The sequence below is a fragment of the Shewanella sp. SG41-4 genome (genome assembly GCF_014164505.1).
Classification (GTDB): Bacteria; Pseudomonadota; Gammaproteobacteria; order Enterobacterales; family Shewanellaceae; genus Shewanella.
Window position 1 is genome coordinate 1 of record NZ_JACJFI010000104.1, and the last position, 13342, is coordinate 13342.

Annotated in this window: 12 protein-coding genes and 2 pseudogenes; 4 read left to right on the top strand and 10 right to left on the bottom strand. The window is 40.6% G+C overall.

Annotated features, from left to right (window positions below):
• Nucleotides 1-164: pseudogene (locus H5202_RS11320) on the bottom strand (sigma factor); the annotation flags it as partial.
• Nucleotides 165-398: 234 nt separating this feature from the next.
• On the opposite strand from H5202_RS11320, the gene nadB reads away from it, so the two are divergent.
• Entirely contained in the window at nucleotides 399-2015 is a 1617-nt protein-coding gene (gene nadB, locus H5202_RS11325) for an L-aspartate oxidase (RefSeq protein WP_182772166.1), read from the top strand.
• A gap of 30 nt (nucleotides 2016-2045) precedes the next feature.
• Here the strand turns inward: nadB and H5202_RS11330 are convergent, their stop codons facing one another.
• From H5202_RS11330 to nhaA, 5 genes are all read right to left on the bottom strand, one after another.
• Nucleotides 2046-2519, bottom strand: a complete 474-nt coding sequence (locus H5202_RS11330) for a protein YgfX (RefSeq protein ID WP_182772167.1) — start codon at nucleotides 2517-2519, stop codon at nucleotides 2046-2048.
• Nucleotides 2500-2748: an FAD assembly factor SdhE gene (locus tag H5202_RS11335; RefSeq protein WP_182772168.1), complete on the bottom strand. Its 249-nt coding sequence runs from the start codon at nucleotides 2746-2748 to the stop codon at nucleotides 2500-2502. Before H5202_RS11335 ends, H5202_RS11330 begins: the two co-directional genes overlap by 20 nt.
• Before the next feature lie 29 nt (nucleotides 2749-2777).
• Nucleotides 2778-3701: a transcriptional activator NhaR gene (gene nhaR / locus H5202_RS11340; RefSeq protein WP_182772169.1), complete on the bottom strand. Its 924-nt coding sequence runs from the start codon at nucleotides 3699-3701 to the stop codon at nucleotides 2778-2780.
• Between the two features lie 170 nt (nucleotides 3702-3871).
• Nucleotides 3872-4258, bottom strand: a complete 387-nt coding sequence (locus tag H5202_RS11345; protein ID WP_182772170.1) for a hypothetical protein — start codon at nucleotides 4256-4258, stop codon at nucleotides 3872-3874.
• Complete coding sequence (gene nhaA / locus H5202_RS11350; protein ID WP_182772171.1) at nucleotides 4255-5430, bottom strand: Na+/H+ antiporter NhaA; 1176 nt, start codon at nucleotides 5428-5430, stop codon at nucleotides 4255-4257. The genes H5202_RS11345 and nhaA overlap by 4 nt, the downstream gene beginning before the upstream one ends.
• A 204-nt stretch (nucleotides 5431-5634) precedes the next feature.
• Here nhaA and H5202_RS11355 point away from each other — a divergent pair, with 204 nt between their 5' ends.
• On the top strand, nucleotides 5635-6486 hold the full coding sequence (locus H5202_RS11355) for a thymidylate synthase (protein ID WP_182772172.1): 852 nt from the start codon (nucleotides 5635-5637) through the stop codon (nucleotides 6484-6486).
• A 121-nt stretch (nucleotides 6487-6607) separates the two neighbouring features.
• Here H5202_RS11355 and H5202_RS11360 read toward each other — a convergent pair whose 3' ends face one another.
• The 3 genes from H5202_RS11360 to rppH all read right to left on the bottom strand — a co-directional run bounded on the left by H5202_RS11360 (nucleotide 6608) and on the right by rppH (nucleotide 10279).
• Nucleotides 6608-7408 carry a TSUP family transporter gene (locus H5202_RS11360; RefSeq protein ID WP_182772173.1) on the bottom strand — a complete coding sequence of 267 codons (801 nt, stop codon included), beginning with the start codon at nucleotides 7406-7408 and terminating at the stop codon, nucleotides 6608-6610.
• Between the two features lie 87 nt (nucleotides 7409-7495).
• Nucleotides 7496-9736, bottom strand: coding sequence for a phosphoenolpyruvate--protein phosphotransferase (ptsP, locus tag H5202_RS11365; protein ID WP_182772174.1), 2241 nt, complete (start codon nucleotides 9734-9736; stop codon nucleotides 7496-7498).
• Between the two features lie 24 nt (nucleotides 9737-9760).
• Complete coding sequence (rppH, locus tag H5202_RS11370) at nucleotides 9761-10279, bottom strand: RNA pyrophosphohydrolase (protein WP_182772175.1); 519 nt, start codon at nucleotides 10277-10279, stop codon at nucleotides 9761-9763.
• A 762-nt stretch (nucleotides 10280-11041) separates the two neighbouring features.
• On the opposite strand from rppH, the gene mutH reads away from it, so the two are divergent.
• The gene (gene mutH, locus H5202_RS11375; protein ID WP_182772176.1) at nucleotides 11042-11710 is read left to right on the top strand and encodes a DNA mismatch repair endonuclease MutH; all 669 of its coding nucleotides are present in this window, start codon (nucleotides 11042-11044) and stop codon (nucleotides 11708-11710) included.
• 233 nt (nucleotides 11711-11943) lie between these two features.
• Nucleotides 11944-12966 (top strand): adenylate/guanylate cyclase domain-containing protein, encoded by a 1023-nt coding sequence (locus H5202_RS11380; RefSeq protein WP_220493846.1) that lies wholly within the window; start codon nucleotides 11944-11946, stop codon nucleotides 12964-12966.
• 178 nt (nucleotides 12967-13144) lie between these two features.
• On the opposite strand, the pseudogene H5202_RS11385 reads toward H5202_RS11380, so the two are convergent.
• A pseudogene (locus tag H5202_RS11385) lies at nucleotides 13145-13342 on the bottom strand (hydrogen peroxide-inducible genes activator); the annotation flags it as partial.

The following is a 13342-nucleotide window of genomic DNA, read 5'->3' on the forward strand; positions in this document are numbered from 1 at the left end:
AAGGCTTCTTGCGTCACATCCGCAACATCCGCTTGATTACGAACATATCTGGAAATCAAACTCATCACTTTATTTTGATACTTCAGCACTAACAGGTTAAATGCATTTTTATCGCCTTGCTGTACTCGTTCAACTAATTGTTGATCACTATATTGTCCACTCATCCGAGCCGACTACTCCTAAATCTGTAATGCTGATTTCTCAGTCGCTCGAATCCTGTTCATATAAGTAGACCTACTGATATGAAGAAAGTTCGATATTGAATTAAAAAAATTTAATTTATTTTACATATAAACAAAATATCTAAGCAAAATCACAATAAAATACGCTGTTAAAGTACCCAGTCTTAGTAATTTGATTTACTATGATCAAACCACAAAGCCACACCATGATACCTGATGAAACAAGCAGTTGAACACCAATCTGACATTTTGGTCATCGGCAGCGGTGCTGCAGGACTAACTTTAGCACTACATCTTGCTGAAAAATCAAAAGTAATTCTTCTTTCTAAAGGCCCGCTATCTGAAGGGTCAACTTTGTATGCTCAAGGTGGAATCGCCTCCGTTTTTGATGAAGGCGACACAATTGAGTCCCACGTCAACGATACCTTAATCGCTGGCGCCGGATTATGCGATAAATCAGTTGTGACATACACCGCAGAAAATGCCAAAAGCGCCATGCAATGGTTAATTAATTGTGGTGTGGCATTTGATAAAGAAGAAACCTTAGCTGGAGTCGATAATAGTACCGCCCCCTATCACCTAACTCGTGAAGGTGGACATAGTCATCGTCGTATTCTGCATTCTGCCGATGCTACCGGTAAAGCGGTACAAACCACATTGCAACAACGTGCAATCGCTCACCCAAACATACAAGTACTTGAACGTTACAATGCGATTGATTTAATCACCACTCGTAAATTGCATCGACCAGGTAACCGTGTACTTGGTGCTTATGTGTGGAATCGCGATGAGGAACATGTAGAAACCGTAAGAGCCAAGTTTGTTGCACTCGCAACTGGAGGAAGCTCAAAAGTTTACCAATATACCTCTAACCCTGATATTGCCAGTGGTGATGGTATTGCAATGGCGTGGCGCGCAGGTTGTCGCATTGCTAATATGGAATTTAATCAATTCCATCCAACGTGCTTATTTCACCCAAATGCCAAGAACTTCTTATTAACGGAAGCATTACGAGGCGAAGGCGCTTACTTACGTCGCCCTGATGGCAGCCGTTTTATGCCCGACTTCGATGAGCGAGCTGAACTCGCTCCTCGTGATATTGTTGCTCGCGCCATTGATTATGAAATGAAACGTTTGGGTGCAGATTGTGTCTATTTAGATATCAGTCATAAACCTGCTGATTTTATCATTAAACACTTTCCAACCATTTATCAGCGTTGTCTTGAATTGGGCATTGATATCACCAAAGATCCAATCCCAGCGGTGCCTGCTGCACATTATACTTGCGGTGGCGTGATGACGGATCTCCATGGCCAAACAGACATAAATGGCTTATATGCTATTGGTGAAGTAGCTTACACAGGCTTGCATGGCGCTAATAGACTTGCGAGCAATTCACTACTCGAGTGTTTAGTATTTGCCCGGGCAGCTTCACAAGATATTGAGGGTTTACTACATAAAATCCCGATGCCTTGCCCGATACCAGTATGGGATGAAAGTAAAGTCACTAACTCTGATGAAGAAGTCGTCATCGCCCATAATTGGCACGAATTACGACTCTTTATGTGGGATTATGTCGGCATTGTCAGAACAGATAAACGATTAGAACGAGCACTTCGCAGATGTTTGATGCTTCAACAAGAGATTGAAGAATATTATTCAAACTTCCGTGTCAGTAACAATTTATTAGAGTTACGTAATTTGGTACAAGTTGCAGAATTGATTATTCGATGTGCAATGGAACGTAAAGAAAGTCGAGGGCTTCATTATAATATTGATTATCCAGAACAAATCGACAATCCTAAACCAACCATTTTACAACCCAGCCGTTAAACCCTGTCAACGTGACTCGGCTTCACATCATTAATGGCTTAATAACAGACGACACAGATTTCGATATGCTGTGTCGTCTAGCATATCACTCCACACCAGTAATATCCTGTTGTCACCCGTTTGAGCTTGTTGTAAAAAAATTACGCACAGTAATGGACTAATAAACGGTTTTTTAGTGAGTATTATTTTATTGAGACTTCCATTTTCACCCTGCAATAACGTACCGGATCCCTTGTCACCCAAAGTAAGCAAACAACGCCAATTCGATAAACTGCGCCAGCTGTAAACAAAAATGAAGATAATGCTAAGGAATAATGACATTTGCGTGATGCGGTATATCAAGGAAGGAAAATGAGGCCAAGCCAAAAAACTCGTTAATACAACAGCAAATGCTACCATTAGGGCAGCACGCTGCAAAAATGAAGCACTCAATGCAAATTGTTGCATATGAGTACTAGTATTGACCAACAAATCAATAGGCTGGTTAAGGTGCGGCTCTGCCACGGACTTTGACTATCATATTGGCGAACAATGGATCTGGGCATTGTTCATGGCCCATGAACCAAGCAAATAACTCCGGATCTTCACACTCCAATAACCGAATAAAAGTGTTTTTATCATCATCGATCATGGCTTCGTATTGGGTTTCGACAAAGGGTTGAAACAACACATCCAATTCTAACATTCCACGACGGCATGCCCAACGTACACGAGCTATATTCATTAATTCCAACACAAATCTCCTGATGTCTATATAACAAGCTAGCTTATACGATTTTCAAAATTTTGTACTTGTAGATCTCGTCCTGCAAATAAATCACTAAAATCCGTAGCCAGTAATGACTTTACTGCCGGATGCTGGATCATTCGCTCAGCGAACATCACGTGATACTCTTCTTTAATATCGGTGGTTTCACCAAGTAATACCATACCTTGAGACAGTATATCATGACGATAAATAGACGGTGCGACAAAAATACCTCGATTAAAATAACCGAATGCCTTCATCATTTCTGCATCATCAAACTCTCCCAAAATACTGACATTAAGGTTTTTTTCGGCAAACCATCCATGTAGTTGTTGCCCTAATGATGTCCGCTTACCCGGTATGAGTAATTTACGTTGCTCAAGACACGCGGGAAAAGGGAGTGGAATCGTTTCAGCTGAGAAGAAACTCACTCCACATTCACCCAGTTTTTTTGATAGAAGTTCGGGATACTTCAACGAGCCTCCAGCACAATCAGATAAGATCATATCAAGCTTATGCTCGCGTAAACGCTCAATTAAACTTTCGTGAGTCGATTCATAACACGCTAAATGCACAGAACCATCATCAGGAATAACGGTTAACAGCACTCTACTAACCAATGCCTTAGATAGTGCGTCAGCAATACCCACTTCAAATAACAATGAATTATCTTTTTGATAGTTAAGTAAATCTATCATTTCATAACTCAAGCTAAACATTTTATCGGCATAACGAAATACTAATTCACCCAACTCGGTTACAACTAAATTACGACCGACGCGCTTAAATAACGTGCCTTTTAATCGCTCTTCTAATGCACGAATTTGCCCAGTTATGGTTTGCGGAGCCAGACACAATGCTTCAGCCGCTTTAGTTACCGAGCCTTTTTTCTGTACCATCCAAAAATAATATAAATGGTTATAATTTAAATGCTGCATATCAATTACTAACCCAAACAAAATCAATCACACAACTATAGCAAATAAAGCGTAAATCAGGCGGCTCATTGATCATTAGTACTCAACCAAAACATTAATTTACCTATTTATTAGCTAAGATTAAGCATAAAAAAACGCAGCCAAACGGCTGCGTTAATTAATAATGCGGTTTACTTACTCTGACGGCAATCCATCAAACTAGTAATAACAGTCTCTAGCTCATCGCTATTACTGACATTATTTAACGACACCTGCTCAGCGAGTGCAGATACTATTTCAGATTTTACCGGAATATGATTAGCACAATAATTCACGTTTGCCGTTTGATAACGTTTACCGGCACGGTATTTTAGTGCTCTTGACTCATAATCATTAGGCTCGATTCTTTTCTTAGCCAGACCGTCTCGGTACATCAAAGCACCATCTACCACACCTTCTAGATAACTTTGGCAAGTGGGTGACTCTGATGATTTTAGACAAACATTGAACGATTCAGCCGATGCGGGAATAACAAACAACGTTAACAACATTCCCAAGGTTAGTTTAATCCGTTTCATGATTTCTCTCCTGTTTCAGGCAGTACTTTGGCTAACCAAAAATAGCCAATTAGCGCTGCTAATAACGATCCTGTTAAAATACCAAGTCTTGCGTAATCACCATAAACCGCAGGTGAATGCTCAAACGCTAACGAAGCAATAAACACTGACATGGTAAATCCGATACCACACATAACGGCAACAGGGATAATGTGCCTCCAACCAATCCCTGGTGGTAGTTCAGCTAGCTTAAGCTTCACGGCTAAATAACTGAATAACAGCACCCCAATAGGCTTACCTAGCAACAGCCCCATAATAATACCTAATGTTATAGGTTCAGCAAATGAATCTAAAGTCATATTCGTTAATGACAAACCAGCATTAGCAAAAGCAAACACAGGCAGGATCATAAAGGTGCTCCAAGGGTGCAGCTTATGTTCTAAATGCTCCGATGGAGAAGAACCATCTTTTGCGCGAAGTGGAATACAAAACGCAATGATCACACCGGCAAGAGTGGCATGAACTCCAGATTTCAAAACCGCCACCCATAGAATAAAACCAAGCAAACCATAAGGTAATATAGAACTGACCCCTTTTCTGTTCAATGCAACCATAAGCACAATCGATACCGCTGCAATGACCAAGCTTGTCATGGATAAATCAGTACTATAAAACAGAGCAATAATGACTATGACCCCGAGATCATCAATAATCGCTAGCGCCAACAAGAACACTTTTAACGCTACCGGAACACGACTACCAAGTAACGCCATAATACCTAGGGCAAAAGCGATGTCTGTGGCTGCAGGAATAGCCCATCCGACTTGTGTTTCGGGGGTTGCGTAGTTAAATGCTAAGTAAAACAACGCCGGAAACACCATGCCACCAATAGCAGCAATACTGGGTAATGAAGCTTTGGCCACACTTGATAAGGCCCCTTCAAGTAGTTCGCGTTTCACTTCCAAACCAATTAATAAAAAGAATAACGCCATTAGCCCATCATTAATCCACAGTAATAACGGCTTATCGATATCTAAATCGCCCACACGTAGCTGTACTTCTGTGGCTAAAAATCCTTGATATACTCCCGCTAAAGGGGAATTGGCTAAAATCATCGCCAAAGCGACTGCAACCATTAATAAAATGCCACCCGCAGACTCTTGGCTTAAGAAGTTCTTAATTGCTCGTTCCATACAACACTCCTAAAAAACAATGGGCTCAGCCTATCTTAAATTTTCAAACAATAATAATCGATTGTTTCTTGACATGAACTCGGTTTAACCGAGGTGTTAAGCATTCATTAATAGCAAAATCTATCAAATTAAAGTTCATTCGCCTACGGATTTACAAAGCTTGATTAGGTATAATCGACAAAAGCAAAAAAGGAATTGAAATCAATGAAACAGTATTTAGACCTGTGTAAACGCATTGTCGATGAAGGCGAGTGGGTTAAAAATGCACGAACAAACAAAAAGTGCCTAACTGTCATTAATGCCGACTTAGTTTATGATGTTGGTAACAATCAATTCCCTTTAGTGACCACACGTAAAAGCTTCTGGAAGTCAGCCATAGCTGAAATCCTAGGTTATTTACGTGGTTACCAAAATGCGGCCGATTTTAGAGCGTTAGGCACTAAAACATGGGACGCTAACGCTAATGAAAATCAAGCATGGTTAGATAACCCAAATCGTAAAGGGCCTGATGATATGGGGCTGATTTATGGAGCATTAGGGCGTGCATTTCCAAAGCCTGAAGGTGGCCATGTCGACTTACTGCAACAAATCGTCGATGACCTCAGTAATGGTATCGATAACCGCGGTGAGATTTTAACCTTCTTTCACCCTGGCGCATTTGACTTAGGTTGCTTACGACCATGTATGTACGAGCACCATTTTTCATTACTCGGTGATACTTTGTACCTCAACAGCACACAGCGTAGTTGTGATGTTCCATTAGGGTTAAACTTCAACATGGTACAAGTATATGTATTACTTGCGTTAATGGCCCAGATTACTGGCCATAAACCCGGTAAGGCGTACCATAAGATAGTCAATGCGCACATTTACGAAGACCAACTTGAACCCATGCGGGATATTCAGCTTTTACGTGAACCCTTTGCATCGCCTAAGTTAATCATCAATCCAAAGATTAAAACCCTAAAAGACATCGAAACGTGGGTAACCTTGGATGACTTTAGCGTTGAAGATTATCAGCATCACGATGCGATTAAATACCCTTTCGCGGTATAATATCAGTCACATTAATTAATGATCGCTATCTGTTGATGGTCTATGGTTTATAGACTGAAAAAAACGCCTTTGTTCTAGTTGAACAAAGGCGTTTTTGTAACTGTATAGAAACAGTTCAGGATTAACTTAATAGTAGTTTTAGTCCTACCACAACAAGCAAACAAGCAAATATTTTTTTCAATACTGGTGTAGGCCAAGAGCTGGCCGCTTTTACGCCGATAGGTGCGCACAGCATGGAACTAATGATAATGCCGATTAATGCTGGCAGATAAATAAACCCAAACGAGCCTTCGGGTAAATTTGGTACATCGTAACCTGCGATGATATAACCAATCGTACCGGACACCGCGATAAGCATCCCTGTTGCCGACGAAAACCCAACAGCTTGGCGCATTTGTAAACCGCAATAACTCAAAAATGGCACCAGCAATACCCCGCCACCAATACCCATTAAGCCAGCAATTAACGCTATCGCTGTCGATATAACCAATAACACTGCAAAACTTGGCATACTGCCACCCGTTTTGACTTTAAATGGAAAAGCCATTTGCACGGCCATTAACACCACAAAAATAGCAAAAGCCTGTTGTAAATCATCTGATGCTATTTGTTCTGAAACAAATGCTGATGCTAACGACCCAATGACAATACCTGGAAATATGGGCTTAAACAGCTCCCAAGGTATATTGCCGCGCTTGTGATGGGCTGTTGCTGATGACATAGATGTTAAAATAATGGATGCTAGTGATGTCGCGATAGCAACATGCGTAATTTGGGTTGAACTGATACCCACTGAAGGTAAGATATACAATAGCGCAGGGACAATAATTAACCCACCACCAATACCTAACAGCCCAGCCAAAAAGCCCACGACAGAACCTAAAACAAGGCAAATTAAAAATACCTGCAGTAAACTATCCACGATGACATCCTTAAATTGAACTTGATGATGTTACGAACCGCTTCGAAAAATCCTTTAAGATTTTCCTAAGCAGGTTCAATCGTATTACTAATCTATGTTAACTAAATCTAGTAAATCATGTTTCCGCAAGAAATTAGCTAACAATCCCCGCACCTGATTTCCATTTGACTGTTGTAAAATAGATTCTAATAAGTCCGTTAACTCTTGCTTTGATACACGTCTGAGTAAGAAATTGATTCTGGCTAAGCTGCCTTGGTTCATACTGAGCTTGTTATAACCCATTGCCACTAGAAGCAATGCACCATAGGGTTCACCCGCAAGCTCACCACAAACACTCACATCTAAGTCATATAGTCTGCATTCATCGACAGCCCGTTTAAGCGCTCTAAGAATACCAGGATGATAACTATCAAATAATGAACTCACACTCGGATTATTACGATCGACGGCCAGTAAATATTGCGTTAAATCGTTACTGCCCACCGACACGAAGTCGACGCGTTTTGCCACATCTTGCAATTGGTACAACAATGCCGGAACTTCAAGCATAACGCCGACCTTAGGCCTCACTAAAATAGTCTTTAATTCTTGGTTTAGTTCGGTAAACGCTTGCTCTAAGTATTTTAATGTTTGATCTATTTCATCCAGATTACTGACCAATGGTAGCAATATCTGTAATTGATTGCCGTTACCTGCAGCTTGCAGCATCGCGAGCAATTGCACTAAAAACAACTCAGGATGATCAAGCGATAAACGAATGCCACGCCAACCTAAAAACGGATTGTCTTCTTTAATTGGAAAATACGGTAACGGTTTATCGCCGCCAACATCTAATGTCCGCATGACAACGGGTCTATCACCAGCGGCACTGAGTACCTGACGATATACATTAATTTGTTCGCTCTCGCTCGGAAAGCGTTGATGTAACATAAAAGGAATTTCTGTTCGATACAGCCCTATACCATCTGCACATCCAGCAATTTCAGAAGCAATACCGCTCAATAAGCCTGCATTTAAATATAAATGGATCCGCTGACCATCTGTAGTCACAGATGGTAGGTTTAATTCAGCAGAAAATTGCTTTTGCTTCTCAACATCGGCATCAATCAGTAATTGGTACTCTTCAATTACTGATTGAGATGGCGATACCAATAGCTGGCCACGGTTAGCGTTGAGTACTAATAGTTTTTGATCGATGTCGATTGATAACACATCATCAACGCCAACTATGGCGGGTACACCCAAAGCTCGGGCTAAAATAGCCGCATGAGCATTAACCCCACCACGCTCAGTGACAATACCAGCCAGCTTTTGACGAGGAAACTCAGCCAATAAAGTGGCATCGACTTCTTTAGCGACTAAAATAACTGGTTTATCAGGCTCTAACTCTAACCTACCCGGCTCAATAAGCTGTCGAAGTAGCTTTTGTCCAAGCTCACGAATATCACTGGCGCGCTCTTTTAAATAGGGATCTTCCATTTCCAAGAACTGCTTGATATAGCGCAGTGACACTCGACTTACTGCTGACTCAGCCTGCCAGCCTAAAGCAACTTCACGGGCATATTCACCACCAAGGCTAGAGTCGTCTAACAATAATTGAAATGCGGTAAAGATAGAGGCCACATCCGCAGACTTTTCGCGCTCAAAACGTTGTGATATTGACGACAACATGTCTTTACAACGCTGCATGGCCAACTTTAAACGCTGAATTTCAACATCAATATCAGAGCAATTAACCTCAGGTTGTTCCAGTGAAATTACACCGCCTAATACTAGGCCGTGAGCAATCGCAATACCACTTGATGCATTAACGCCACTGAAAACCACTTGTTGCTGTACATTTGTAATAGCAGCTTTGTGTTTTAAGCTCCGTACAACCACCGCCAGTTGAGCGGCTAAAGTCATTAAAAATGCTTCTTCACTTTCGCTGAACTGACGGGCTTCTGGCTGTTGCACCACAATAACGCCCACAACCTGTTTTTGAAAAATGATCGGCACAGCCAAAAATGCACGATATTCTTCTTCTTCGGCTTCTGGAAATAATTTAAAACGAGGGTGAATACGAGCATCGGCAAGGTTAACGGCTTCTTCACGTTCAGCAACTAAGCCTACTAAACCTTGCGATAATGGCATGCTCACTCGGCCAACGGCAGATTGTTGTAAACCTTCAGTGGCCGATAACACTAGATGTTGTTGTTCAAGGATATAAATAGAACAGCAATGGGTAGCCATCGCTAATCGAGTTTGTGACACTAATATGTTTAATGCACTTTCAAGGCTGCTGGCTCTGGCAACAGCTTGAGTGATATCCCTGAGCATATTTAACACTGTTTCAATCCTCTTTGAAATCAGTTAACTCCGTTGTTTGCTTCGTTTTTTACTAAACTCGCGCGTTTGCAGCGCTAATGTCGTCGATGCGAACTCTTTCATTACCTTTCTATATACGTCGCGTTTAAAAGACACAACCTGACGAACAGGATACCAATAACTCACCCAACGCCAATCATCAAACTCAGGATGACCAGAAGAATTCAAGTTAATAGTATTATCGTGACCTTTCAATTGTAGTAAAAACCATTTCTGTTTTTGGCCAATGCAAACGGGTTTGCTTTCTTGGCGTACCAAACGCTTGGGTAACCGATAACGTAACCAAGATCGAGTGGATGTTAAAATTTGAACATGTTCAGGTCTGAGTCCCACTTCTTCGTAAAGTTCTCGATACATGGCTTCTTCTACAGATTCGCCATCATCTAACCCGCCTTGCGGAAACTGCCATGAATGTTGACCAAAACGTCTGGCCCACATAACTTGTCCAAATTTATTACAGATAATGATGCCCACATTTGCGCGAAAGACGTCGCTATCAATCACATGGACTCCAAAAATAACAAATTTTATATATTCTGATTGTTTCACAAAGCATGCCTATCGGCAAACCTCTATTTACTGTGGATAATTGAATAACAATGTTAATAAATCAAAATTATCAACAATTAAACCAAGCGACCCTGTGGATTATCCACAAAATCTGTGGATATCTCTGTTCGAAACTTTGGTAAAGCTTGATAACAGGCTAAAAACCAACTTAATACCTCCCAAACAAAATAGCTTTTAATTATAAATTATTTCAATATAAACAATGTATTGAAAAAAAATACTAATTAATATTATAACCGATCGCCAGGATCGTTCAAAAAACAAACAAGGTCTATTTAGATAGCTAATCACTCATTTAGCAACTTAAGTTATACACAAATAACAAGGCTTATTTTAAATTAAACCCGTTAAAAAGCCGTTTTATTGCGTTGACTTGGTGTTTTTAATCAGTTAAAGGCAGGTTTTATTACACTTATCCATTAAATCTGTGGATAAGTATGTGTGAAATGCAGGGGAAAAACGACTGTAACTCGGGACAAGTATATTATAAAAACAACCATGGCATAAAAAATACATTTAAAACATATGATTACAGAGGAATTCAATCAAATAACTTTAACCAACCAAAACATGGTCATTTTTCAACCACATCGTAAATAACTAACTAAACTTGTTCTCGATGAATATTACTTGATAGCATAGTCTGTTGATTTTGATCGTCTACTTATTCATTTCCCCAGAGGCAAATACTCATTCATGGCTAAATCATCGCCCTTAGATCTCAACGAATTAATGCAAAGAGCTCACAATATGGCAGGTATTCGTTTAGCTGATATTGCGGCCGATAATCACGTCATAGTGCCTGCAGACCTACGCCGGGATAAAGGCTGGGTTGGCCAACTGATTGAATCTGAATTAGGTGCGCTGGCGGGATCAAAACCCGAACAAGACTTTTTACATTTAGGGGTTGAGCTCAAAACGATCCCGATTGATCACAAAGGTAAACCGCTTGAGACCACTTATGTCACAGTGGCACCGCTGACAAACATTCAGGGAGTGACTTGGGAAAACAGTTTGGTTTACCATAAATTGCAGAGAGTGTTATGGGTTCCGGTTGAAGGCGAACGGAGCATCCCTGTCGGTGAGCGCCGTATAGGAACCCCCATATTGTGGCAACCCAACACGACACAAGCAAGACAGTTACAACAAGATTGGGAAGAGATAATGGAGTTAATTGCACTAGGTCAAGTTGATAAAATTACTGCACGTCATGGTGAAGTACTGCAATTACGCCCAAAAGCAGCTAATAGCAAAGCACTCACCCAAAGCATCGACGAAGAGGGTAATATTCAATTATCAAATCCCCGAGGTTTTTATCTTAAAATTGATTTTACTCAGCAAATTTTAATCAATGCATTTTCATAACTTGTCGTTACCGCAGGTCATTCTGTGTTGAACAAAGCCAAAATGTCTTTGCATTTGATCACATATTTTTTCACTTCTATTGATCTAAATCACAAATAAACTATCACAAGTAAGCAAAATTTCTATAAACTACCCTCCTTATATACTAAGCCATTTAGGCAACCATATCCTCCGTGAAAGCACGCCGTCAAACTCAAAAATTATTGTTCGCTATTTTTGCCTGGTGTGTAGCAATGGCTTCTTTCGTTTTTTTTCGTTACTCACAATCATCGCAATTGCCTGAATGGGCTGTTGGCAATGCCGATCTCGCCACACTTGCCATAATGATGGGGGTTGTATTTGGCGGCTTGCATTGGATGTCCAATTTAATAGCGGATTTTAGCGCCATTAGCCGTTTACCTTATTTATTTTCTGTGGTGTTTAAAGGATTGTTTTTGCTACTTGGAGCAACAACCCTGGCGTACGTGACACAATTTTTAAACATGTGGGCGATTGAGAACCACATGGTGACATTACGACAAATGCTCACAGTGCAGATTATTTATAGCCCCTCGTTTCAGGCATTAGTGGTTTATCTGGTTGTGGTCCGGGTCAGCTTAGCTTTTATTGAGCAAATGTCGTTGTTGGTTGGCCCTAAAGTGTTGCTCAATATTGGCCTTGGTAAATACCACAAACCACGTTATGAACAACAGTTATTCTTATTTATCGATATGGTCTCATCAACAGCTCATGCAGAAACCTTAGGTGATTATCGCTTTAGCCGTCTAATTCAAGATAGCTTTAGCATGTTAGCGGATACCGTAACCGATAATGAAGCTGAAATTTATCGTTACATGGGCGACGCAGTACTTATCCATTGGCCATTAGAGCAAGGTATTAAAAAAGACCGTTGTATGAATATCTATTTCGAATTTTGCCAGCAACTGCAGTGGCAAAGACAATATTTTGAACAACAATATGGTTTTGTGCCAAAATTTAAAGCTGCTGCGCATTGTGGACAAGTTGTCGCCGCTGTTGTCGGCGTTCATAAGCAAGAGATTAGTTTCTTTAGTGATGTATTAAATACCTTGGCACGACTACAAGACCAATGTAATCCGCTAGGTCAAAGAATGTTACTATCTGGAGATGTGGTACATCGACTTGAGCAACAAAATAGTCAATATGAACTGACAGACTTAGGCCCAATAATGCTTAAAGGTAAGAAACATCCAACTGAAGTGTATGGTGTTGCCCCTATAAAATTGACTAATGTCTAGAACTGAGTTCAGTTTACCCAATCTTAAAAATGGCTGACACGGCGAGCATTACACTAATCAGATAGCAGAAAGGCTATTGACGCTTCAATAGCCTTATTTCGACACTAAATTACACGTTAGATACTGCAGATCTGAAATAAACCATTTCATCGATTCATCCCATCACTTAGATCTCAAGTTACAATAAACTTGGTAACGATTGTGCCAGCAGCTTTTGTTGAATAGCTAAACCTAACGTTCTAAACGTTGAAATACGGCTAGTCGTTTGACGCCACACTAAGCCAATATCACGATAAGGGGCTTCACCGGGTGGATCCATTGCAACCAGATCAGTATCAGTTAAAATACCGGTATCGATGGCCATTTGTGGTAAAAA

Coding starts and splice junctions, on each gene's coding strand:
- H5202_RS11355 (WP_182772172.1), top strand. CDS start 5,635: ATGAAACAGTATTTAGACCTGTGTAAACGCATTGTCGATGAAGGCGAG.
- nhaR (WP_182772169.1), bottom strand. CDS start 3,701: ATGCAGCATTTAAATTATAACCATTTATATTATTTTTGGATGGTACAG.
- nadB (WP_182772166.1), top strand. CDS start 399: ATGAAACAAGCAGTTGAACACCAATCTGACATTTTGGTCATCGGCAGC.
- mutH (WP_182772176.1), top strand. CDS start 11,042: ATGGCTAAATCATCGCCCTTAGATCTCAACGAATTAATGCAAAGAGCT.
- H5202_RS11380 (WP_220493846.1), top strand. CDS start 11,944: ATGGCTTCTTTCGTTTTTTTTCGTTACTCACAATCATCGCAATTGCCT.
- H5202_RS11345 (WP_182772170.1), bottom strand. CDS start 4,258: ATGAAACGGATTAAACTAACCTTGGGAATGTTGTTAACGTTGTTTGTT.
- nhaA (WP_182772171.1), bottom strand. CDS start 5,430: ATGGAACGAGCAATTAAGAACTTCTTAAGCCAAGAGTCTGCGGGTGGC.